The organism is Xanthobacter sp. YC-JY1, assembly GCF_021730305.1.
In the GTDB taxonomy this organism is placed as follows: domain Bacteria; phylum Pseudomonadota; class Alphaproteobacteria; order Rhizobiales; family Xanthobacteraceae; genus Xanthobacter; species Xanthobacter flavus.
In genome coordinates this window covers 215956-236478 of record NZ_CP032674.1, presented here as the reverse complement: position 1 = coordinate 236478, position 20523 = coordinate 215956, and the positions used below count along the sequence as shown (strand labels likewise).

Genomic DNA, 20523 nt, shown 5'->3' with positions numbered 1-20523 from the left:
GCTCAGCCCGCCTTCAGCCATTGGGAGAAGGCGACGAGGAAGGCCGAGAGCAGCGGCTCCACGCTCACATAGAGCAGCAGCAGCCCGCCGGCGGTGACGAAGGGCGTCGCCACGAAATAGACCGGGATCTGCGGAGTGAACTTGTTGATGAGCCCCACGGCGAAATTCACCATCACCGAATAGAGGATGAAGGGGCCGCAGAGCCGCACCGCCACCAGGAACACCGCCGTCATCTGGTCCACGAGATCCACCAGCGCCGGCCGCACCGCGAGCAGGCTGCCCGGCGGCACGCGGGAAAAGCTGTCCACCAGCCCCTTCACCAGCTCCAGATGCAGGTCGGCGACGAAGATGAGGGCGGTGGCGGCGAAGACGATGAGGGTGGCGAGGATGGGCAATTGCTCGTCCTCCTCCACCGATACGCCCGGCATGGGCGAGACCCCAACCGCCTGGGCGATGAAGCTGGTGGCGAACTGCAGCCCCGTCACATAGAGCCGCGCCAGAAGCCCGATGAGGAGGCCGGTGAGAAGCTCGCCGGCGATCATGAAGACGAAATCTCCCGAACCCGCCGTCCGCACCCGCGGCGCCACCTGGTCCAGCACCAGCGGCAGGAAAGCGAAGGAGAGGGCAAGCGCCAGGAACACCTTGACGCGCATGGGAATGTGCCGGCCGCCGATGCCCGGCATCAGCATCAGCGCGCCGCCCACCCGGCAGAAGACGAGGAAGGCGTCGAGCACCGCCTCGCGCGCGAGCAGGCTCACGGCGCCGGAGGTCACGAGATGGCGCCCAGCGCCTTGATCTCCACCCCGCGCGCGATCTCCACATGGGAGAGCACGGGCAGCGAGGGGAACATGCGCTCCACGATCATCCGCACATAAGGCCGCGCATCCGGCGCGGTGACGAGCACGAAGGGCGCGCCCGCCTTCATGCGCTCGCGCACGGCGGTCGCCGCTTCCGTGCCGAACTGCTCCACGAGGCGCGGGTCGATGTCGAACTCGATGACCTCGCCCTTGGCGTCGCGCTTGAGGCTCTGGTGGAAGGCGAGATCCCAGCGGCTGCCGAGGCGCAGCACGTTCAAGACGCCGCCCTCGGCGAGATCGCCGCAGATCTGCTGCGCCATGCGCATGCGCACATGCTCGGCCACCTGCTCGGAGCGCCGCGCGTGGGGCACGATTTCCGCGACCGCTTCCAGGATGAGATGCAGGTTGCGGATGGAGACGCGCTCCGCCAGCAACAGCTTCAGCACCGCCTGCAGGCCGGAATAGGAGATCTGCGCCGGGCAGATGTCCTCCACGAGGCGCTTGTATTCGGGGTCGAGCCGGTCGATCAGCGCCCGCATGCTCTTGTAGGACAAAAGCTGCGGCAGGTTGTTGGCGATGGCCTCGGAGAGGTGGGTGAGGATGACGGTGAGATTGTCCACCGGCGCGAAGCCCTCGCGCTTCACCTCGGTGGCGTAGGCCTCCGGAATCCACATGGCCTTCATGCCGAACGCCGGCTCGCGCGCCTCGTCGCCCGGCACGTCCGGCGGCGCGCCGTCGCCCACCACCACGAGCAGTTCGCCGATGCGCATCTCCTGCGCCGCCAAGACCGTGCCGTGCATCTTGATCTGGTAGCCCTTGGCCGGCGCGGCGAGGCTCTCCGACATGCGGATGTCCGGCACCACGAAGCCGTAGCGCAAGGCGAACTTGCGCCGCATCTTGCCGAGCCGGTTGCCGAGCTCCGAGGGCGTCCGCAGCACCTGTGTCGCCAGTTGCTTGCCGACGCACACCTCGATCTCGGCGGTCTTCAGCTGCTCCTTCACCGACTCCCGCGCCTCGCGGTCCGCCAGCTGCTTCGCATCGGCCTCGCGCGCGTCGGCATCCGCCTTCTCTTTGGCGAGCTGGCGCGGCACCGACCAGCCGACGAAGGCCATCATGCCGCCGATGAGCGCGAAGGGCAGGAACGGAAGGCCGGGCACCAGCGCGAGGGCGAAGAGCAGGCCGGCCGCCACGAACAGCGCGCGCGGATAGGCGCCGAGCTGGCCCAGAACCGCCTTTTCCGCCCGCCCCCGCGTGCCGCCCTTGGAGACGAGCAGGCCGGCGGAGAGGGAGACGACGAGGGCCGGGATCTGCGACACCAGGCCGTCGCCCACGGAGAGGCGGGTGAAGATGTCGGCGGCGTCGGCGATGGGCATCTTGTGCCGCGTGACGCCGATGATGATGCCGCCGAAGATGTTCACCGCGATAATGATGAGGCTCGCCACCGCCTCGCCGCGCACGAATTTGGAGGCGCCGTCCATCGAGCCGAAGAAGGCGCTCTCCTCCTCCAGCTCGGCGCGGCGGCGCTGCGCCTCCTTGTCGTCGATGAGGCCGGCGTTGAGATCGGCGTCGATGGCCATCTGCTTGCCGGGGATGGCATCGAGCGTGAAGCGCGCGCCCACCTCCGCGATGCGGGTGGCACCCTTGGTGATGACCAGGAAGTTCACCGTCACCAGGATCAGGAACACCACGATGCCGATGACGAAATCGCCGCTCATGACGAGCTGCGAGAAGCCGTGGATGATGTGCCCGGCCGCGCTCACCCCCTCGGAGCCGTGGGCGAGGATGAGGCGCGTCGTCGCCACGCCGAGGCCGAGGCGCAGCAGCGTCGCGATGAGGAGGACGGTGGGAAAGGCGGAGAATTCCAGCGGCTTGTCGATCCACAGCGCCACCATCAGGATCAGCACCGACAGCGCGATGGACAGCGCGAGGCCGATATCGATAAGGGCGGGCGGAATGGGCAGGAACAGGATGGCGAGGATCCCCACCATGCCCATGGCGAAGCCGATGTCGCGGCGCGAACCCTGCGCCGCCTCGCGCACCGTGATATCGGACATGCGTCAGGCTCCCCCGCAAACGTCGGCTCAGAAGCCGCTGGCGATGCGGCCGTAGATTTCCTCGGTGAAGGCCATGATCTGGGCGCCCATGAAGGAGCCCGTCACTGCCGCGACCACCAGCACCGCGACGATTTTCGGCACGAAGGTGAGGGTGACTTCCTGGATCTGCGTCAGCGCCTGGAACAGGGCGACGAGGATGCCGATGAGCATGGCCGCGGCGACCGCCGGCCCGGCGGCGACGAGGATGGTCCAGATGGCCGAATGGACAATGCCGAGCGCATCTGCCTCGTTCATCTCAGCTCACCGTCACGCCGGGACCGATGAGCAGGCTCTTGCCGTTGGAGAGCTGCGCCAGCGGCCCGTCGCTGGTGATCTCCACCGAGGAAACCTTGCCGCTGATGCTGCCGTCGGCGGAGGTCACGGTGTGGCCCAAGGCAAGGTTAGCGGTCTGCAAGGCGCTGGCGGCGAGCAGGGACTCGAGCTTGGAATTGCTCGCCACCTGCTGCTCCACCTGGGAGAAGGAGGCGAGCTGGGACATGTAGGCGGTGGAATCCATGGGCTGGGTCGGGTCCTGGTTCTGCAACTGCGCCACCAGGAGCTGGAGGAAGGCGTTGTAGTCGATGCTGTTCGCCTTGCCGGCCGAGGCCGTCTTGCTGGTTGCGGCGGCGCCGGCCGCGGACGCGACGCTCTGGACCTGGGTCATGCTGCGATCTCCTTTCCCACCCTTCTCGCCCGCGAGGATTGCGCGAAGCCGACCTTGCGGGCGGCCTTGTGGGTAACCGCGCGGAACGCGTCAGGCGACTTTCGGCGGAACGGCGCAGTTCAGGATCGCGTCCTCCTGCGGGAACATGCCCCTGAGCGCCTTCAGGGCCTCGAACGTCCGGCCCTCGCCGACGAGGCGGCCCGCTTCGTCGAGGTTCATCAGGATCGTGGCCTTGGTGAAGGTCGTCATCAGCGACGCCAGCTGGCGAAAGAACAGCCGGCGGGCGGCTTCGGCATTGGCCGGGTCCACCAGCAGCGACTGCGCCACGAAATAGAGCTGGCGGAGCGGCGTGGTGGTGTCTTCCGGCTGCATCACGTGGCTCTCCAGCAGGAAGGTCGCGTCGTTGAGCAGTTCCAGCGTCACCTTGCGGTCCACCTGGAAGACGGCGCCGTTGAGAAACAGCTTTTCGCCGGCCTTGAGGGAAATGTGCATGGGCTTCGTCATTTCAGACCATCCCGGATGGCAATATTGACGTCGATGAGCATGGGGATGTCGCCACCGGTGCCGGAGATCAGCCGGTCGCACTCCTGGATCACCCACAGGCCGAGTGAGGCGAGCGTCGCGCGCAGCTCGCGCGGCAGCTCGTTGTTGGCATCGGCGAGATCGGTGATGAAGAAGCCCCAGAGCTTCTGCAGATAGGCGACCGCTGCCAGCACCTCGCACGAGCCGGGTTCCGCCTTGGCCGCGAGGGTGAGCAGATTCACCGCCTGGTCGAGGGCGAGGCGTTCACGCTCGCGGTTGAGCGTCGCGGACTCGTCAAGTATTTCCGCGTAGGAGAAACGGTACATCACGCACCCTCATGTCAGATGTAGTTCAGGATGCTCAGCTGCATCACCTTCGAGGTGGTCGCGTAGGACATCTGCAACTGCGTCGTCAGGGTGTCGAGGCGGGTCTTCGCCTCGGCGGGATCGACCCCTTCGAGGACGTTGATCCTCTGGTCGACGAGATCGGAAACCTTGGCGAGGGCCTCCTCCGCCGCATCCACGCGGGACTTGGACACCCCGAGCTGAGCCGACAGGGAGATGACGCCGCTCACGGCCGCTCCGGCGACGGTGACGGCCTTGCCGAGCACCACCTTGCGGGTCGCCTCCGAGAGGGTGGCCGTGCCAAGCTCCGACACCATCGTGAATGCCATGGCAAGGTTGCGCATGGCTTTCGTGTTGGCGGTGGTGGTGACGGGAACGCGCGCGGTGTCGGAGATCTGGCTGGTCAGCGCCTCGTCCGACGCGCCGGACCAGTTCGCGCCCCACGCGGGATCGGCGAACAGGTCCGCGAACGCGCCATCGAGGAAGGACGACATGTCGGCAGCAGAGATATCCGCCACCTTCGGGTCCCCCTGCGGATCGGCGGGATCGAGGCCGAAGGCGCCGGCGAAGGCGGCATTCACCGCCGCCTTGGGGCCGGTGGCATAGTCCGCCATGGGTGGCTCGGCGCTGTTGATGCCCGCGAACAGGTAGCGCTGCCCGTCGGTGGCGTTGAGATGGGCGGTCAGTGCATCCAGCGCCGACTTGGCCTGATCCGCGAGGATGGCGCCGGATGAATTGCCCGCCTGCCCGGCGAGGATGTCTTTCAGGAAGAGGTTGGCATCATCGCTGATCTGGGAGAGCGCCGCCTGGCTGTGACCAATGAGGCTGGTGGCAAGCGCGTTGCCCTCCTTCTGGGAGCGAATGGCCCCGCGCGCCAAATGCAGCGCCACGCTCTCCCCCGTCACGACACCCAGCGCCAGGCCCACGTCCGCCTGACGGCCGGTGGCGATCTCCGTCGTAGCCTTCGAGATGTCCGATTGCAGCTTCGGCAGCGCCGCGCGGGACGGGGAGGTCCAGGCGAGGGTGGAGATGTAGGTGCTGCGCATGGCTTAGCCGATCATCTGGAAGAGGCTGTCATAAAGCTGGTTCACGACGCCCATCAGCTTGGAGGTGGCCTGATAGCCGCGCTCCAGTTCGAGCTGGCTGGCATATTCGTCGTCGAGGTTCACGCCGGTGGCGGCGGAGAGCGCGTTGGACGCCTGCGCCAGCACCGTCTTTTCGGAATCGAGGCGCGCGTCCGCCGCCTTGCGCGCGCCCTGCAGCCAGCTCACCGAGGCGGTGCCGAAGGAGACGAGGCTCTGGTTGTCGGAGAGCTGCGCGGCGCCATCATAGGTGCGGGGGGCGTCGACCGCCGCCACCATCTCCTTGAGCCGGCCGGCGAAGCTCGCGGCGCCCGTGGTGTTGGAGGCGAAGGCCGCACCGTTCATGCCGCCGTCGCGCAGCAGGCGGATGTCGCCGCCCTGCGCGACGTCCACGGCCGCATTCACCGCCAGCGTTCCCGCAAGGCCGCGCGCGAGACCGCCGGGCACGGTGGCGCTCGCCGCAGCCGGCACGAACAGGCCGGCGCGGACAGTGCCGGCGCCGTCAGTCTCGGCGAAGGCATCCACCAGCCCGCGGGCCAGTTCGTCCAGCTGCGTCTGGTAGGTGCTCGCGGCCGTGTCGCGCAATTGGGTGAGGCCGGCGATGCGGCCGCTGCGCACCGGCATTGTGGCATCGCGCCCCGTCACCGACACGCCGTCCACGAACACGCTGCCGCCGTCCGTCTTCGCATCGAGCGTATGGGACGGAGTGAAGCCCACCGCGCGGGCTGTGGTCTCGAACAGGGTGGCGCCGCCCTCGGTGTAGATGACGATGTCGTTGTTGGCGCGCGTCACCGTGGAGATGCCGATCTCCTCGGAGAGCCTGGCGAGGATGGCATCGCGCCGGTCCAGCGCATCGGTCATGTCGGCGCCGGCGGCGGTGCCCTTCACGATGCCGCTGTTCTCCGCCTCGAACTGGTGGAGCAGGTCGTTGACGTTGCCGACAGAGGTGGCGATGGCCGCGTCCGCATCCGTGCGCACCTGCTGCACCGTGTCGGTGGCGGTGTTGAGGGAAGAGGCGAGGTCCTGCGCGGCGGTCACGGCCGCCTGGGCGAGCGTCATGTCGTCCGGCGTATCGGCGGCGCGGGTCAGGGCATCCTTCAGCGTGCCGAGGCGGGCAACGGGCGACGTCGGGTCCTGCGGGTCGCCCACGGTCTGGGCGAGACGGTCGAGGCCACTGGCGAGGGCCTGCTGCGCGGCGCTGTCGGAGGTGGCGCCGAGCATCCGGTCGAACAGCGCGCTGCCGGTGGCGCGGGTGATGGAAACCACCCGTACCGATCCATCCGCCGCCGTGGTGGTGACGGCGATCTTGCGCGAAGCGGAGGCCTCGCCCGCTCCTGCCACGTTGCGGCTGGACAGGGCGATCTTCGCCGCATTGGCGGAGAGCGAGGACTGCGCCGTGTTGAAGGCGAGGGAAAGGCTCATGATGCACCCGTGCGCGGCGCGGCGGCGTCAGATCAGCGCTTCAGGTTCATCAGCACGTCGAGCAGCTCGGTGCCGGTCTGGAAAACCTTGGAATTGGCGGTGTAGTCGCGCTGCGCCACGATCATGCGGGTGAGTTCGGAGGCCATGTCCACGTTGGACTGCTCGGTGGCTCCGGAGAGCAGCGTGCCGACCCCGCCCTCGTTGGGAAAGCCGATCTGGATGGCACCGGATTCCAGCGTGGTGGTGTAGGCATTTCCGGTGAGTGGCTCCAGCCGGTCGGCGCTCTGAACGGTGCCGAGCGGGATGCGGTAGATGGCGGATTTCCGGCCATTGGCATCGGTGGCGTAGACGGTGCCGTCCTTGGCGATGGAGAAGTCGGAAATGGCGCTCGGCGCATTGCCGTTCACGCTGGCAGTGAACGGCGTGTAGGGCGCCGCGAGCTGCGACATGCCGGCAAGATCCAGCGTCAGCGTCGCCCCGTTCGGCACGGCAAGCGAGATGCTGTTGCCCGAGGCGAGCTTGCCGGTGGCGTCGAAGCTCAGCGTCTGCGTAAACAGCGGCCCGGATGCATAGGGGAACGTGCCCGTGGCGGGGGCGCCAGCGCGGTCATAGACCGCGAGCTGCCAGGTGTCGGGGCTCGCCGCGGTCTTGGTCAGGTAGAGATCGAGCGTCACCGCATTGCCGAGATTGTCGTAGGCGACGAGCGAGGACTTCTCCGAAAAGCTCGCACCCGCAACGTTGGCACCGGCGGTGGGGGCGGCGGCGACCGCCGCATTGGACGGCAAGTTGGCCGCGAACGTGCCCTCGGTGGAGGGCGTCGCCGCCAGCTTGGTGTTCTGCAAATTGATGGGCACGAGGCCGGCCGTGCCGTTGAGCACCACGTTGGGGTCGCCGGCCGAGACGTCATAGCCCATCAGGGTGAGGCCGGCGCTGTTCACGAGATTGCCGGTGCTGGCGTCAACCTGGAACGAGCCCGCGCGGGTCAATTGGGTCTGGCCGGAGGGGTCGGTGACGAGGAAGAAGCCCGAGCCCTGCACCGCGAGATCGGTAGAGGACGACGTGTAGTTCAGCGCGCCCTGCTGGCTGATGGCATAGCGCACGTCCGTATTGACCGAGCCGGATTGATATTCCGTGCCGCCGGTCTCCAAGAGAAGCGAGGAGAATTGCGTGTCGGCGCGCTTGTAGCCTGCGGTGCCGGCATTGGCGATGTTGTCGGAGACCGTGCCGAGCAGGTTGGATTGCGCGGTCATCCCCGACACGCTGGTGCGCAGCATTCCGTAAAGGCTCATGGCTCGGTCCTCATCGCGGTCTGGAGGGGGCGCGCCGTCCGCCGGAGGGCGGAGCCTGCGCCAGTGTCATCAGCGCATCTGAGGGCGGATGGCTTGCGCGGGGCTGGAGTCAGGCCTTCAGCGCGGCCGCGAGATCGGAGAAGGCGGCAAGGCTCGGCGGGTCGCCGGGGTCCTGCCGGAGCGCGTCGTAGATGCGCGGCACGATGGCCACCGCCTGGTCCAGCTCGCCATCGGCGCCGGGCTGGTAGCCACCCATCAGGCGCAGGTCGCTGGTGTCCTCGAAGCGGGCGATCATGGCCTTCAGCCGCCGCACCAGATCGCGCTCCGGCTCGCTCCACACCTCGCCGGCCAGCCGCGAGATGGAGCCGAGCAAATTGATGGCCGGAAAGCGCCCCTGGTCCGCGATGGCGCGGTCGAGCACGATGTGGCCGTCCAGCGTGCCGCGGATGGCATCGGCGACGGGGTCGTTGTGGTCGTCGCCATCCACCAGCACCGAAAAGATGCCGGTGATCGACCCCTCCCCCTCCATCCCCGGCCCGGCCCGCTCCAGCAGCTTCGGCAGCGTGGAGAAGACGCTCGGCGCATAGCCCCGCGCCACCGCCGGCTCGCCCGCCGCCAGAGCCACGTCGCGCGCGGCATGGGCATAGCGGGTGACGGAATCGACGATGAGCAGCACGCTCTCCCCGGCATCGCGGAAATATTCCGCCACCGCCAGCGCCGCCTGCGGGGCGAGGCGGCGCATCATCGGGCTCTGGTCGGAGGTGGAGACGATGACCACCGCTCGATCACGGCTGGCGGCGAGCGGGCCTTCGAGGAATTCGCGCACCTCGCGTCCACGTTCGCCCACCAGCGCCACCACGACGGTGTCGAAGCCGGCCGAGCGCGCGAACATGGAGAGCAGCGTGGACTTGCCCACGCCCGAGCCGGCGAAGATGCCGATGCGCTGGCCCTCGCAGATGGGGGTGAAGATATCCACCGCGCGCACCCCGGTGACGAGGGGCCGATGCACCCGCCCGCGCGCCATGGCCGGCGGCGGCTCGGCATCGAGCGGCATGCGGCGGGGGCCATGTGCCAGCGTTTCGGGCCGGTCCAGCGGGCGGCCCAGCGCGTCGATGACGCGGCCTTTCCAGGAACGATCCGGGCTGAGCGCGAGGGGGCCGATGCGGAAGGCCGGCGTGCCGATGCCCACCGACACCCGCTCGTCGAACGGCTTCACCACCGCGCCGGCGGCATCGATGCGCACGACCTCGCCGATGCTGGTGCCCGACGCCTGCTCGAAGCCCACCCGCTCGCCCAGCGTGACGAAGCTGGAGAGGCCGGAGACCCGCACATGGGTCGGCGCCACCTCCCGTACGATGCCGCCGACGCGCACGAGGGGGTGTTCCTCCATCCCGCTTTCCACGGCGGAACGCAGGCGCTGGAGGGCGTTCATCGGGGACGTGTTCACCTGGGCCGCACTCATCCCGGACCGAGCTCGCGGATGGTCTGCGAGGTGGAGTCCTCGGTCTGCGACACGGCGGAGGCCGCCATCTCGAAGGCGCGCTGGAGGGCGATGAGACGCGTCATCTCGGTGATGGCATCCACGTTCGCGCCTTCCACGAAACCCTGCCGCACCACGTTGCGGTTGTAGTTCTGCACCAGCGCTGCGGGCTTGTCCGGCACCACCAGCGCGCCGTCGCGGCGGGTCAGCTTCGCGTCCTCCGGGATCAGGAACAGGCCGATGCGGCCGATGGCGCGCCGGTTCTGGGAGATCGAGCCATCGGTGCCGATACGCACGGTTCCGCCGGTGGGATCGATGACCACCGGCGCACCGGAGGCATCGAGGATCGGCCGGCCGGAGAGGGTGCGCAATTCGCCCTCCGGGCTCATGTTCATGCGCCCGTCGCGGGTATAGGCCGTGGTCGCGCCGTCGCGCACCGCGAACCAGCCCTTCCCCTCCACCGCGATGTCCAGCGGATTCCCGGTGGGGTTGATCGGCCCCGACTTGCGCGAGGTGTAGGTCTCGCCCGTGGAGGTGAAGGACACGTCCTGCCCCCCCGCCTTGGAGACCATCTCCTCGAACCGCACCTCTTCGGCGCGGTATCCGGCGGTGTTGAGGTTGGCCACGTTGTTGGCGATGGTGGTCAGGCGCTTGTCGGCGGCGAGCTGCGCCGAAAGCGAGACGTAGAGACCCGAGCCCATCTCAGCCCCCGTACTTCAGATTGAGGATGGAGAAGGATGCCGCGCTCGACGTGCGGACCGAGAAGAGATCCAGCACCGGGGCGGCATCCACGCCCTGCGCCACGTCCCATTTGGCGGTGAAGCGGCGCAGCAGCGCATCGAGCTTCGCCGGCTCCTTCAGGTCCGCGATGTTGAACTGCGCCTTCACCGCCTTGGCCTGCTTCTCGATGGGGGCGGCCGCCATGGCGTCGGGAAAGTCGTAGATGGTCTTCATCACCTTCCAGAGCGCGGGATCGGCGAGCAGGCCGTAGACGGATTTCACGGTGGGCGCCTGGCGCTGGAAATAGAGCGCGAGCTGCACGCCTTCGTTGCTGGCGCCCTGGTCCGCCTCCAACGCCTGGCGCACATAGCGGTCCACCACCTTCTGTCCGGCCTCGGCCGATTGGGTGGCGGCGGCGCCGAGGCCCTTGAAATCGAACACTTTGGCGAAAGCCTTGAAGCGATCGTCGTTGAGCTTGTTGGCGAAGCTCTTGGGATCGGTCACGCCCTCCTTCAGCACCTTGCGCATGTAGCCCTTGGCATAGGCCATGTCCTCGAGGCCGAACGCCTTCATGGCAAAGGTGAAGAGCCGGGTGTCCTTCAGGAAGCCGTCGATGCTCGTCACCTTGCCGATGTGCTTGAGGTAATAGCTTGACTCCAAAGCCACCGGCTTCTCGGCCGCCTTGGTCGACAAGGAGCGCGTCATGTCGCGCGCCAGCAGGCGGTAGGTGAGGAGCGTGCTTTCCATGGGAGCATCCGCAACGGCAAGGAGCAGGGGCACGTGCGGCGGGAGCCGCGCGGGCTGTCCCATTTCGCCCGCGCTGCCTTGCGCGAGCCTTGCCTGCGCCGGCTTTGCAACGTCAAACGATTGAATATGTGAGATTTTTTAAGGGCGAGCCCAGCGCGGACCGGAAGACGTCATCGCTGACACCCCCCGGTCCGGCCACCCCGTGCCGGTCAGGGCTTGGCACGGGATATCGAAGGCTTCGCAAAGGCCGTACGTGCAACCAGAAAGGCCTGCGAGCCAAGACGCGAGTTGTGTAGCATGCACAACCCATGGATGGCAGAAGAATCCACTCCATTTTGGCGATGATTATGGAGTGAAAGCGGGCGCATTGCCAAGCTCGACACAGCACAGCCTCGCACAATCCTCGCCCCCTACCACCGGACACCGGACAGAACGGGGGAAGCCGTGGCCGTCATCATAGGAATTATATTGGGGTTGGCTGCTACCTTCGGTGGCTTCATGGCCATGGGCGGACACCCGGAAGTGGTGTGGCAGCCGTTCGAGTATCTCATCATCGGCGGCATCGCCTTCTCCACCTTCATCATCGCGAACCCCCTGTCCGTCATCAAGGACACGGGCTCGGGCATCATGCAGGCGGCCATGGGGACCGGGCCGAAGCGCAAGGATTTCCTCGCCCTCCTCAGCCTCCTCTACGCGCTGATGCGCGACATGCGCCAGAAGCCGCGCAACGAGATCGAGGCGCATATCGACGACCCGGCAAGCTCGGCGTTGTTCGGCCATTTCCCGAGCCTGCTCAAGGACAAGGAACTGACCCAGTACATCTGCGATTACGCCCGCCTCATCCTCATCGGTAACGCCAAGTCGCACGAGATCGAGGCGCTGATGGAGCAGGAGATCTCCACCATCAAGAAGCATAAGACCAAGGCCGCCGGCGCCCTCGGCACGGTGGCGGAGGCGCTGCCCGCGCTCGGCATCTGCGCCGCGGTGCTCGGCATCGTGAAGGCCATGGGCGCCATCGACCAGTCGCCGGAAATCCTCGGCCACTATATCGGCTCGGCGCTCATCGGCACCTTTGTCGGCATCTACTCGTCCTACGCCATCATCTCGCCCCTCGCCGCCAAGGTGAAGAGCACGCGCGAGAAGCAGTGCCAGCCCTTCATCATCACCAAGCAGGCGCTGATCGCCTTCATGAACGGCGCGCTGCCCCCCATCGCGCTGGAGCACGGCCGCAAGACCATTTCCGCCGGCGAGCGCCCCACCATCGACGAGGTGGAGAGCGAGGCCATCCAGGCCGCGCCCTCGGCCAACGGCACCGTGCAGCAGGCGGCCTGAGCCATGGCACCCAAATCCGCCTCCAAGCACCACGACATCCGCGACATGCTGCTGGATGCCGCCGGCCTCTCGCTGGACCGGCTCCCCATGCTGCACGTGCTGTTCGACCGCATGGCCACATTCTGCGCCGACGGGCTCCGGCAAGTGGCCGCCTCGCAGGCCTATTACTCGCTCTCCAGCGTCGAGAGCGGCCGCATCGGCGACGTGCTGGAAGCCTATGAGGGCATGGCCATCGCCGGCATCTTCAATGCCCCCTCGTGGGACAGCCAGCTCATCGTCGGCTTCGACCGCGATTTCATCTTCACCATGATCGAGGTGCTGTTCGGCGCCGACGGGTCCGAGCCGCCGGTGGAGGACGAGCGCTCCTTCTCCAACATCGAGGGGCGCGTGGCGCAGCTCCTGTTCGAGCAGATGACGAAGGCGCTGAAATCCGCCTTCGCCCTCGTCAGCGACACCACCTTCCAGTTCGAGCGGCAGGAAACCCGCATGGACTTCGCCGTGATCGGCCGCCGCAACAACCTCGCCGTCACCGCGAAATTCCTTTTGCAGGCGCTGAACCGCGGCGGCGAGATGTTCGTCACCATTCCGCAGTCCGCCCTCACGCCGCTGCGCCGCGCGCTCGCCAGCACCAGCCAGGCCGAGACCGGCGGGCGCGACCCGAAATGGGCGCAGAAGATCCGCGACGAGGTCAACCGCACCGAGGTCGAGTTGCGCGCCGTGCTGGACGAGCACGAGGTGACGCTCGGCGACATCGCCGCCCTCAAGGTCGGCCAGATCCTCAAGCTCGACGCCACCCCTGCAAGCCGGGTGAAGCTGGAGAGCGCCGCCCAGCCGCTCTTCTGGTGCCATCTCGGCCAGTCGGACGGCGGCTACGTGGTGCGCCTCGACGAGCAGATCAACCAGCATCAGGACTTCATCGATGACATCCTTCCCCGCTGATCTCATCCTCCTCGCCGCGCTGGTCGTCACGACCGCTTCCGTCGCCTTGCTCAACCGCCGGCTCAAGGCGGTGGACCGGCTGAATGCGGACTATGGCAAGGCGCTGGCGGAGGCCTCCTCGGCCCTCATCTGCGCCCGTGACGCGCTCGACACCTTCGGCCGCGACGGCCGCGAGGTGCTGGTGCTGCTCGCCGGCCGCATCGACACCGCCCATGCCCTCCTCGCCGAGATCGACGCGCGCCAGTCCCGCGCGTCCCTGGCGCCCGAGCTGCACGACCGCTGACCGCCCTCGCACTTCCGGATCAAAGCCATGTCCGCTCCCGACATCGAAACCATGACCCCGTCCAGCGCGCTGGAGGAAGCCCTTCTGTCCAAGGCCGGCGAGACGCTCGGCTCCGGCGCGGGGCTTGAGACCGTCAAGCGCATCCCGGTGCTGCTGCAGGTGGTGCTCGGCTCCGCCAGCATGCCCGTTTCGAGCCTATTGAAGCTCAATCGCGGCACCGTCGTGCCCCTCGACCATCGGGTGGGCGAGCCGGTGGACGTGGTGGTGAACGGCCGCGTCATCGCCCGCGGCGAGGTGATGGTGGTGGAGGACGACAATTCCCGCTTCGGCGTCTCCCTGACCGAGATCGTCGGCCCCAACGACGCCGACGCCGGCTGAGGCGGCCATGCCGGCTGCGAGCGCGGCGAAACCGCGTCCCCTCCAGGGCATAGACCGCGTGGCGGCCCTGCTGATGGCCATGGGCACGCCCGCGGCCAACCGGGTGATGAAGCATTTCGAGCCGGACGAGATCCGCCTCATCACCCGCTCCATCGCATCGCTGAAGCCGGTCAGCACCGCGCAGATCGAGAGCCTGGTCGAGGACTTCGCCAGCAATTTCGCCGGCGGGGCGAACCTCGTCGGCACGGTCGCCGACGTGGAGCGGCTGCTTCAGGGCGTTCTACCGCCCGAGCAGATCGCCGACATCATGAACGACATCATGGGTGCGGCGAACCAGTCGATCTGGGACCGCATCTCCACCGTCAACGAGAACGTGCTCGCCACCTACGTCGCCAAGGAGCACCCGCAGACCGCCGCGCTGATGCTCTCCAAGGTCAGGCCCGCCTGCGCCGCCAAGGTGTTGAGCTTCATCCCGGAGGAGAAGCGCAACGGCATCATGCGGCGGATGCTCACCTTCAAGCCCATCGTGGACGCCACCATGCAGGTCATCGAGCGCACGGTGCACGAGGACTTCATGATGAACTTCTCGCGCAATGCCGGCGCCGACCCGCACGCGCGCATGGCCGACATCATCAACAAGATGGACCGCGACGCCATGGAGACGGTGCTCGCGAGCCTCGCCTCGACGCGACCGAAGTCCGCCGAGATCCTGAAGGGCCTGCTCTTCACCTTCGACGACATCGTGAAGCTGACGCCGCGCGCCCGCACCGCGCTGTTCGACCAAGTGCCCACCGACAAACTGGTTTTGGCGCTGAAGGGCACCGATCCCGAGTTCCGCGAGATCATCCTCCAGTCGCTCGGTGCCCGCGTGCGCCGCATGGTGGAGCAGGAGATGGCGGGCAGCGAGCCGGCACCGGCCAAGGACGTGATGGAGGCGCGCCGCACCGTCACCGACCTCGCCCTCGACATGGCCGGCCGCGGCGAGATCGAAATCTCCTCCGGCACGGAGGAGGATGCCTATGTGCGCTAAACGCCACCTCCTGAGCCGCCCCCCGCAGCGGGGGTGCCATGTCTGAGGAACAGGACAAGGAGAGCAAGACAGAAGAGGCGAGCGAGAAGAAGATTTCCGACGCCGTGGAGAAGGGCAACGTGCCGTTCTCGCGGGAGGCGGCGCTGTTCGCCTCGCTCCTCGGCATCCTCGCCATCCTCGCCTTCTTCGTCACCGCGCCGATGCGGCTGCTGACCGCCGACCTCTCCCGCCTCATCGACGATCCCGCCGGCTTTCCCATCGCCACCGGCAACGATGCGGTGTCCATCCTGTGGGGGGCGCTGGCCGGGGCGGGACGCTTCCTGATGCCCATGGTGATCGTGCTGATGCTGGCCGGGCTTGTGGCTTCGGGCTTCCAGAATGTGCCGGCGCTGGTGGCCGAGCGCATCCGGCCGCAATGGTCGCGGGTGTCGCCCTCGGCCGGGTTCAAGCGCATCTTCGGCACCCAGGGGCAGATCGAGTTCGGCAAGGCGATGTTCAAGCTCTTCGCCATCGGCATCGTCGCGGCGCTGGTGCTCTATGCGCAGGAGCACGAGGTGGTGAATGCCATGTTCACCGATCCGCTGCGCCTGCCGAGCGTGCTCCTCGCCCTCGCCATGCGCCTGGTCGCCACCGTGTGCGTCGTCACCATCGGGCTGGTGGCCGCCGACATCGTGTGGTCGCGGGTGAGCTGGAAGACCAACCTGCGCATGACGAAGCAGGAGGTGAAGGACGAGTTCAAGCAGGCCGAGGGCGACCCCATGGTGAAGGCGCGCATCCGCGCCGTCGCCCGCGAGCGGGCGCGCCAGCGCATGATGAACGCCGTGCCCAAGGCCACCGTGGTGATCGCCAACCCGACCCACTATGCCGTCGCCCTACAATACGACCGGCAGACGGGCGGCGCGCCGCTGGTGGTGGCCAAGGGCGTGGACCTCATCGCCCTGAAGATCCGCGAGATCGCGGAGCGCCACGGCGTGCCGGTGATCGAGGACCGCCCGCTCGCCCGCGCCCTGTTCGCGGCGGTGGAGGTGGACCAGTGGATTCCGCAGGACTTCTACCGGCCGGTGGCGAAGATCCTGCACTACATCTATGCGAGGCCGGGTCATGGCGCGAAATGAGTTCCTCCGCCTGCAGCGTCTCGCCGCCCGGCCGAAGATGGAGCGGCTTGCCTGCGAGCGGGCGCTGGCCGGCGCGCTGCGCGAGGTGATGACCGAACTGTTCTTCACCAATGCCGGCCTGCTCATGGCCTATATCCATGCCGGGCAGACCAACATCATCGACGACATCGTCGCCTCCTGCGCCGAGCGCTCCCTGAAGCCGGGCGCGCTGCGCTATGGCGGGCAGGCGGTGATCCAGGCGGACTGGGGCGTCGCCCCCACCGTCTCCATGGACATGGAACTCGGCTGCGACGACTGCTCCCTCTACTTCCGCATCATCTTCGATGCGGGCGCCGTCGGCGTGGAGATGGACAGCATCCTCTACCACGGCGACGAGCCCGCGCCAGATGCCCTCCTCCAACACCTCACGACGACACTGGATCAGGTGCGCCTTGGCGCGTGAAGACCGGGTTCGGGGACGATCACCACCCGGCCAGCCTCGGGCAAGTTTCGCGCGCTAGGAAACGGTCATCCCTCGCCCCTTCCAAAGGCGCGCGAGCCATCTGGGGAATGTGCCATGGAGCCCCTGTTCCTGTTCAATCTCGCCTCGCGGCACGCCCAGTGGGCGACGGTGCGGCAGACGGCCATCGCGGGAAACATCGCGAATGCCAATACCCCCGGCTACAAGGCGGTGGACACCGAGCCGTTCAGCGCGATCCTCGACCGCACGCGGCTCTCCCTCGCCCGCACCTCCGGCAGCCACATGGATCTCGCCGCCGGCGGCATCGGTGCCACCAAGGTCGCGGCACGCGAGGGCTGGGACACCTCCCATTCCGGCAACAGCGTGAGCCTCGAGCAGGAAATGCTGAAGGCCGACGAGGTGAACCGCGCTTATTCGCTCAACACCTCCATCGTCCGCTCCTTCCACCGCATGATCCTCGCGAGCGTGAAGTCATGATCGGCGATCCCTTCAAGACCATCACCGGCATCGCCTCGAGCGGCCTCGCGGCGCAGACCCAGCGCATGCGCATCGTCGCCGAGAACATCGCCAATGCGCGCTCCACCGGCACGACGCCCGGCGCCGATCCCTATCGCCGCAAGACGGTTCAGTTCGCTCAGGAGCCGGACCGCGCGCTCGGCGCGTCGCGGGTGACGGTGAAGGCGACGAGCGTGGACCGCAGCGCCTTTTCCATCGAGTTCGACCCCGGCAACCCCGCCGCCGACGCCGACGGCCGGGTGAAGGTGCCGAACGTCAACCCGCTCGCCGAGATGGCGGATCTCCGCGAGGCCGGCCGCAGCTACCAGGCCAACCTGCAGATGATCAAGCAGGCACGCTCCATGGTCGCCATGACCATCGATCTGTTGAGGACGCCGTGATGATCGACGCCGTTTCCCTCAATGCGCTGAGCCGCACCACCGCCACCAGCGCCACCACCGCCGCCCGCGCCACAGAGGCGGCGAGCGCCACCCAGAGCGCGGGCAGCATCTCCGATTTCTCCACCATGCTCGCCCGCATGTCGTCGGACGCCGTGGACCAGGTGAAGACGGCCGAGGCGAGCGCCATCTCCGGCATCCACGGCAAGGTGTCAGTGCAGCAGGTGGTGGAGGCGGTGATGTCGGCCGAGCAGACGCTCCAGACCGCCATCGCCGTGCGCGACAAGGTGGTCGCCGCCTACCAGGAAATCAGCCGGATGGCCATCTGAGGAGAGTGACATGAGAGCTTTGGCCATCGCCGCGACCGGCATGTCGGCCCAGCAGACCAATGTGGAGGTGATCGCGAACAACATCGCGAACATCAACACCACCGGCTTCAAGCGCGCCCGCGCCGAGTTCACGGATCTACTCTATCAGGCCGAGCGCGCCCAGGGCGTGCCGAACCAGGATGGCGCCGAGCCGGTGCCCGAAGGCGCCCTCGTCGGCCTCGGCGTGCGCACCATCGGCATCCGCAATCTTCATCTGCAAGGGCCGCTCGCGCAGACTGGAAACCCGCTCGACCTCGCGCTCAACGGGCGCGGCTGGTTTCAGATCACCAGCCCCTCGGGCGACACGCTCTATACCCGCGCCGGCTCGTTCAACAAGGGCCCGACCGGCCAGCTCGTCACCGCCGACGGCTATGCCCTGAACCCCGCGCTCACCCTGCCGCAGGATGCGAGCAGCATCGTCATCAACGAGTCGGGCCAAGTCTATGCCCAGATCGCGAACCAGTCCGCGCCGACGCTGGTGGGCCAGCTGACGCTGGCCACCTTCGCCAACGATTCCGGCCTCGAGCCGCTGGGCGACAACCTCTATCGCGAGACCTCCGCCTCCGGCCAGCCGGTGACGGGGGTCGCCGGCACCACCGGCTTTGGCGCCGTGGTGCAGGGGTATCTGGAAGGCTCCAACGTCGATCCCATCAAGGAGATCACCCAGCTCATCCAGGCCCAGCGCGCCTATGAGATGAACTCCAAGGTGATCCAGGCCGCCGACGACATGGCCGGGGTCGTGTCGAAGGGAATCCGGTGAACGGAATCGAGATGAACACGCAATCGCGGCGGCGCGCCATGCGTGGCACCCGAAGCCTGCGGTTCGGCCTCTGGGCCGGCACCGCAGCTTTGCTCTGCGCCGTGGCCGCCCCCGCTGCGGCACAGAGCATCTCTTCCCTGGCCCAGCAGGCCGCCGCCGGCCGCGAGGAGGTGGAGCCGCCCCGCCCCGCCCCCGCGCGCCCGACGGCCGATGCCGCGCCGATGGCGCGCGTCCCCGTCGCCGCCGTCACCCTCTATCCGGGCGATGTCATTTCCGCCGGCATGCTGGCGCAGCGCGAGGTGGCCGACGCCGTGCTCGACCGCGGCGGCATCGCGCTCCAGGCTTCCGCCGTGGTGGGCAAGTCGGCCCGGCGGGTCATCGCCGCCGGCCAGCCGGTGCCGCTCAATGCGCTGGCTGAGGTGACCCTCGTCACCAAGGGCGTCGCCACCCGCATCCAGCTGAAGGAAGGCGGGCTCGCCATCTCCGGCTATGGCATACCGCTGGACTCCGGGGCGGCCGGCGCCACCATTCGGCTCAAGAACATGGATTCCGGCCAGATTATCGTCGGCGAGGTGGCGGGCGACGGCACCGTGTGGGTGAAGACCAGATGATCCGCCTGATCGCCACGGCGCTCGCCGCCCTTCTGGCCCTCGCGAGCCCTGCGGCCGCCCAGTCGACGACGCGCATCAAGGACATCTCCTCCATCCAGGGCGTGCGCGACAACCAGCTCGTGGGCTACGGCCTCATCATCGGCCTCCAGGGCACCGGCGACACGCTGCGCAATTCGCCCTTCACCGAGCAGGCCATGCAATCCATGCTCGACCGCATGGGCATCAATGTGCAGGGCCTGTCGCTGCGCGCCAAAAACGTGGCGGCGGTGGCCGTCACCGCCAACCTGCCCGCCTTCGCGGGCCTCGGCACCCGCATCGACGTGACCATCGCCTCGCTGGGCGATGCCACCTCCCTGCGCGGCGGCACGCTGCTCGTCACTCCCCTCAACGGCGCCGATGGCGTGACCTATGCGGTGGCGCAGGGCCAGATCGTCTCCGGCATCCAGATCACCGGGCAGGCGGAGACGCTGAGCCAGGGCGTCCCCACCGCAGGGCGCATCGCCAATGGCGCGCTCGTGGAGCGGCAGATCCCCGGCCAGCTCTCCGAGCTGCCGGAAATCCTCATCGACCTCACCAATCCGGATTTCCGCACCGCCGCGCTGATGGCCGACGTCATCAACGCCTACACCCACGCCCGCTACGGCAAGCGCCTCGCCCGCGAGCGCGACCTGCGCACGGTGGTGGTGCAGCGCCCGCCCAATACGGGCACCGCCCGCTTCATCGCCGAGATCGGCGAACTGCGCATCACGCCCGACACGCCGGCCAAGGTGGTGGTGGACCAGCGCACCGGCACGGTGGTCATCGGCCGCAACGTGCAGGTCTCCACCTTCGCGGTCACCCAGGGCAATCTCACCGTGCAGGTCACCGAGGCGCCCGAGGTGTCGCAGCCCGAGCCCTACACCTTCGGCGATACGGTGGTGGTGCCGCGCACCAATATCCAGGCCGACGAAAGCGGCGGCCCCATCGGCATCGTCCGCGGCACCAATCTCCAGCAGCTGGTGAACGGCCTCAACCGCTTCGGGCTGAAGCCGTCGGACATCATCTCCATCCTCCAGGCGGTGAAGACCTCCGGCGCGCTGCAGGCCGAGCTGGTGTTCCAGTGACGGGCCCTCTCGCCCGCAAGCGTCGCGCAAGTCTCTGCGCCTAGACCGGAACCATCCAAGGCGCCCGTGCCCCCGCCCGGCGCTGCCCCTC

General features: G+C 67.9%; 25 protein-coding genes. 13 read left to right on the top strand and 12 right to left on the bottom strand.

Annotated elements, in window-relative coordinates; translation table 11 throughout:
* Positions 1 to 2: 2 nt before the first annotated feature.
* The 12 genes from fliR to D7006_RS01120 form a co-directional block, all read right to left on the bottom strand.
* Positions 3 to 773, bottom strand: coding sequence for a flagellar biosynthetic protein FliR (gene fliR / locus D7006_RS01175; protein ID WP_237355246.1), 771 nt, complete (start codon positions 771 to 773; stop codon positions 3 to 5).
* Positions 770 to 2851, bottom strand: a complete 2082-nt coding sequence (flhA, locus tag D7006_RS01170) for a flagellar biosynthesis protein FlhA (protein ID WP_237355245.1) — start codon at positions 2849 to 2851, stop codon at positions 770 to 772. The genes fliR and flhA overlap by 4 nt, the downstream gene beginning before the upstream one ends.
* Before the next feature lie 27 nt (positions 2852 to 2878).
* Complete coding sequence (gene fliQ, locus D7006_RS01165) at positions 2879 to 3145, bottom strand: flagellar biosynthesis protein FliQ (RefSeq protein WP_169124842.1); 267 nt, start codon at positions 3143 to 3145, stop codon at positions 2879 to 2881.
* Position 3146: 1 nt separating this feature from the next.
* Positions 3147 to 3554, bottom strand: coding sequence for a flagellar hook assembly protein FlgD (flgD, locus tag D7006_RS01160; protein WP_237355244.1), 408 nt, complete (start codon positions 3552 to 3554; stop codon positions 3147 to 3149).
* Positions 3555 to 3644: 90 nt separating this feature from the next.
* Positions 3645 to 4058 carry a flagellar biosynthesis repressor FlbT gene (gene flbT / locus D7006_RS01155; RefSeq protein ID WP_237355243.1) on the bottom strand — a complete coding sequence of 138 codons (414 nt, stop codon included), beginning with the start codon at positions 4056 to 4058 and terminating at the stop codon, positions 3645 to 3647.
* The gene (gene flaF, locus D7006_RS01150; RefSeq protein WP_169124845.1) at positions 4055 to 4402 is read right to left on the bottom strand and encodes a flagellar biosynthesis regulator FlaF; all 348 of its coding nucleotides are present in this window, start codon (positions 4400 to 4402) and stop codon (positions 4055 to 4057) included. Before flaF ends, flbT begins: the two co-directional genes overlap by 4 nt.
* A 14-nt stretch (positions 4403 to 4416) precedes the next feature.
* Positions 4417 to 5466: a flagellar hook-associated family protein gene (locus D7006_RS01145; RefSeq protein WP_237355242.1), complete on the bottom strand. Its 1050-nt coding sequence runs from the start codon at positions 5464 to 5466 to the stop codon at positions 4417 to 4419.
* A gap of 3 nt (positions 5467 to 5469) precedes the next feature.
* Positions 5470 to 6924: a flagellar hook-associated protein FlgK gene (gene flgK / locus D7006_RS01140; protein ID WP_237355241.1), complete on the bottom strand. Its 1455-nt coding sequence runs from the start codon at positions 6922 to 6924 to the stop codon at positions 5470 to 5472.
* 32 nt (positions 6925 to 6956) lie between these two features.
* Positions 6957 to 8213 carry a flagellar hook protein FlgE gene (locus D7006_RS01135; RefSeq protein WP_237355240.1) on the bottom strand — a complete coding sequence of 419 codons (1257 nt, stop codon included), beginning with the start codon at positions 8211 to 8213 and terminating at the stop codon, positions 6957 to 6959.
* Positions 8214 to 8322: 109 nt separating this feature from the next.
* Positions 8323 to 9645: a flagellar protein export ATPase FliI gene (gene fliI, locus D7006_RS01130; RefSeq protein WP_237356830.1), complete on the bottom strand. Its 1323-nt coding sequence runs from the start codon at positions 9643 to 9645 to the stop codon at positions 8323 to 8325.
* A 26-nt stretch (positions 9646 to 9671) separates the two neighbouring features.
* Positions 9672 to 10394: a flagellar basal-body rod protein FlgF gene (flgF, locus tag D7006_RS01125; RefSeq protein ID WP_237355239.1), complete on the bottom strand. Its 723-nt coding sequence runs from the start codon at positions 10392 to 10394 to the stop codon at positions 9672 to 9674.
* Between the two features lies 1 nt (position 10395).
* The gene (locus tag D7006_RS01120) at positions 10396 to 11160 is read right to left on the bottom strand and encodes a DUF1217 domain-containing protein (protein WP_237355238.1); all 765 of its coding nucleotides are present in this window, start codon (positions 11158 to 11160) and stop codon (positions 10396 to 10398) included.
* 444 nt (positions 11161 to 11604) lie between these two features.
* Here D7006_RS01120 and motA point away from each other — a divergent pair, with 444 nt between their 5' ends.
* From motA to flgI, 13 genes are all read left to right on the top strand, one after another.
* The gene (gene motA, locus D7006_RS01115) at positions 11605 to 12492 is read left to right on the top strand and encodes a flagellar motor stator protein MotA (RefSeq protein ID WP_169124851.1); all 888 of its coding nucleotides are present in this window, start codon (positions 11605 to 11607) and stop codon (positions 12490 to 12492) included.
* A gap of 3 nt (positions 12493 to 12495) precedes the next feature.
* On the top strand, positions 12496 to 13431 hold the full coding sequence (locus tag D7006_RS01110) for a flagellar motor switch protein FliM (RefSeq protein WP_169124852.1): 936 nt from the start codon (positions 12496 to 12498) through the stop codon (positions 13429 to 13431).
* Complete coding sequence (locus tag D7006_RS01105) at positions 13412 to 13714, top strand: hypothetical protein (protein ID WP_169124853.1); 303 nt, start codon at positions 13412 to 13414, stop codon at positions 13712 to 13714. The genes D7006_RS01110 and D7006_RS01105 overlap by 20 nt, the downstream gene beginning before the upstream one ends.
* A 51-nt stretch (positions 13715 to 13765) precedes the next feature.
* Positions 13766 to 14092, top strand: a complete 327-nt coding sequence (fliN, locus tag D7006_RS01100; RefSeq protein WP_371745101.1) for a flagellar motor switch protein FliN — start codon at positions 13766 to 13768, stop codon at positions 14090 to 14092.
* Between the two features lie 7 nt (positions 14093 to 14099).
* On the top strand, positions 14100 to 15122 hold the full coding sequence (locus tag D7006_RS01095; protein ID WP_169124855.1) for a flagellar motor switch protein FliG: 1023 nt from the start codon (positions 14100 to 14102) through the stop codon (positions 15120 to 15122).
* A gap of 38 nt (positions 15123 to 15160) precedes the next feature.
* Positions 15161 to 16237, top strand: coding sequence for a flagellar biosynthesis protein FlhB (gene flhB / locus D7006_RS01090; RefSeq protein WP_237355237.1), 1077 nt, complete (start codon positions 15161 to 15163; stop codon positions 16235 to 16237).
* The gene (locus D7006_RS01085; RefSeq protein WP_237355236.1) at positions 16224 to 16679 is read left to right on the top strand and encodes a hypothetical protein; all 456 of its coding nucleotides are present in this window, start codon (positions 16224 to 16226) and stop codon (positions 16677 to 16679) included. Before flhB ends, D7006_RS01085 begins: the two co-directional genes overlap by 14 nt.
* A 114-nt stretch (positions 16680 to 16793) precedes the next feature.
* Complete coding sequence (flgB, locus tag D7006_RS01080; protein WP_237355235.1) at positions 16794 to 17174, top strand: flagellar basal body rod protein FlgB; 381 nt, start codon at positions 16794 to 16796, stop codon at positions 17172 to 17174.
* Positions 17171 to 17593 (top strand): flagellar basal body rod protein FlgC, encoded by a 423-nt coding sequence (flgC, locus tag D7006_RS01075; RefSeq protein WP_237355234.1) that lies wholly within the window; start codon positions 17171 to 17173, stop codon positions 17591 to 17593. Before flgB ends, flgC begins: the two co-directional genes overlap by 4 nt.
* Positions 17593 to 17919, top strand: a complete 327-nt coding sequence (locus D7006_RS01070; RefSeq protein WP_237355233.1) for a flagellar hook-basal body complex protein FliE — start codon at positions 17593 to 17595, stop codon at positions 17917 to 17919. The genes flgC and D7006_RS01070 overlap by 1 nt, the downstream gene beginning before the upstream one ends.
* 10 nt (positions 17920 to 17929) lie before the next feature.
* Positions 17930 to 18718: a flagellar basal-body rod protein FlgG gene (gene flgG / locus D7006_RS01065; protein WP_169124861.1), complete on the top strand. Its 789-nt coding sequence runs from the start codon at positions 17930 to 17932 to the stop codon at positions 18716 to 18718.
* 11 nt (positions 18719 to 18729) lie between these two features.
* Positions 18730 to 19329, top strand: coding sequence for a flagellar basal body P-ring formation chaperone FlgA (flgA, locus tag D7006_RS01060; protein WP_237355232.1), 600 nt, complete (start codon positions 18730 to 18732; stop codon positions 19327 to 19329).
* On the top strand, positions 19326 to 20432 hold the full coding sequence (gene flgI / locus D7006_RS01055) for a flagellar basal body P-ring protein FlgI (protein WP_237355231.1): 1107 nt from the start codon (positions 19326 to 19328) through the stop codon (positions 20430 to 20432). Before flgA ends, flgI begins: the two co-directional genes overlap by 4 nt.
* Positions 20433 to 20523 lie beyond the last annotated feature (91 nt).

Bases quoted from the DNA above. Each gene is read 5' to 3' on its own strand.
- fliQ (WP_169124842.1), bottom strand. From the start codon at position 3,145: ATGAACGAGGCAGATGCGCTCGGCATTGTCCATTCGGCCATCTGGACC.
- flgD (WP_237355244.1), bottom strand. From the start codon at position 3,554: ATGACCCAGGTCCAGAGCGTCGCGTCCGCGGCCGGCGCCGCCGCAACC.
- flgB (WP_237355235.1), top strand. From the start codon at position 16,794: ATGGAGCCCCTGTTCCTGTTCAATCTCGCCTCGCGGCACGCCCAGTGG.
- D7006_RS01095 (WP_169124855.1), top strand. From the start codon at position 14,100: ATGCCGGCTGCGAGCGCGGCGAAACCGCGTCCCCTCCAGGGCATAGAC.
- D7006_RS01135 (WP_237355240.1), bottom strand. From the start codon at position 8,213: ATGAGCCTTTACGGAATGCTGCGCACCAGCGTGTCGGGGATGACCGCG.
- flgF (WP_237355239.1), bottom strand. From the start codon at position 10,394: ATGGGCTCGGGTCTCTACGTCTCGCTTTCGGCGCAGCTCGCCGCCGAC.
- D7006_RS01085 (WP_237355236.1), top strand. From the start codon at position 16,224: ATGGCGCGAAATGAGTTCCTCCGCCTGCAGCGTCTCGCCGCCCGGCCG.
- flgA (WP_237355232.1), top strand. From the start codon at position 18,730: ATGAACACGCAATCGCGGCGGCGCGCCATGCGTGGCACCCGAAGCCTG.
- flgK (WP_237355241.1), bottom strand. From the start codon at position 6,924: ATGAGCCTTTCCCTCGCCTTCAACACGGCGCAGTCCTCGCTCTCCGCC.
- D7006_RS01070 (WP_237355233.1), top strand. From the start codon at position 17,593: ATGATCGACGCCGTTTCCCTCAATGCGCTGAGCCGCACCACCGCCACC.
- flaF (WP_169124845.1), bottom strand. From the start codon at position 4,402: ATGTACCGTTTCTCCTACGCGGAAATACTTGACGAGTCCGCGACGCTC.
- fliN (WP_371745101.1), top strand. From the start codon at position 13,766: ATGACCCCGTCCAGCGCGCTGGAGGAAGCCCTTCTGTCCAAGGCCGGC.
- flhA (WP_237355245.1), bottom strand. From the start codon at position 2,851: ATGTCCGATATCACGGTGCGCGAGGCGGCGCAGGGTTCGCGCCGCGAC.
- flbT (WP_237355243.1), bottom strand. From the start codon at position 4,058: ATGACGAAGCCCATGCACATTTCCCTCAAGGCCGGCGAAAAGCTGTTT.
- flgC (WP_237355234.1), top strand. From the start codon at position 17,171: ATGATCGGCGATCCCTTCAAGACCATCACCGGCATCGCCTCGAGCGGC.
- flgI (WP_237355231.1), top strand. From the start codon at position 19,326: ATGATCCGCCTGATCGCCACGGCGCTCGCCGCCCTTCTGGCCCTCGCG.
- fliI (WP_237356830.1), bottom strand. From the start codon at position 9,645: ATGAACGCCCTCCAGCGCCTGCGTTCCGCCGTGGAAAGCGGGATGGAG.
- D7006_RS01105 (WP_169124853.1), top strand. From the start codon at position 13,412: ATGACATCCTTCCCCGCTGATCTCATCCTCCTCGCCGCGCTGGTCGTC.
- flhB (WP_237355237.1), top strand. From the start codon at position 15,161: ATGTCTGAGGAACAGGACAAGGAGAGCAAGACAGAAGAGGCGAGCGAG.
- flgG (WP_169124861.1), top strand. From the start codon at position 17,930: ATGAGAGCTTTGGCCATCGCCGCGACCGGCATGTCGGCCCAGCAGACC.
- D7006_RS01110 (WP_169124852.1), top strand. From the start codon at position 12,496: ATGGCACCCAAATCCGCCTCCAAGCACCACGACATCCGCGACATGCTG.
- D7006_RS01120 (WP_237355238.1), bottom strand. From the start codon at position 11,160: ATGGAAAGCACGCTCCTCACCTACCGCCTGCTGGCGCGCGACATGACG.
- D7006_RS01145 (WP_237355242.1), bottom strand. From the start codon at position 5,466: ATGCGCAGCACCTACATCTCCACCCTCGCCTGGACCTCCCCGTCCCGC.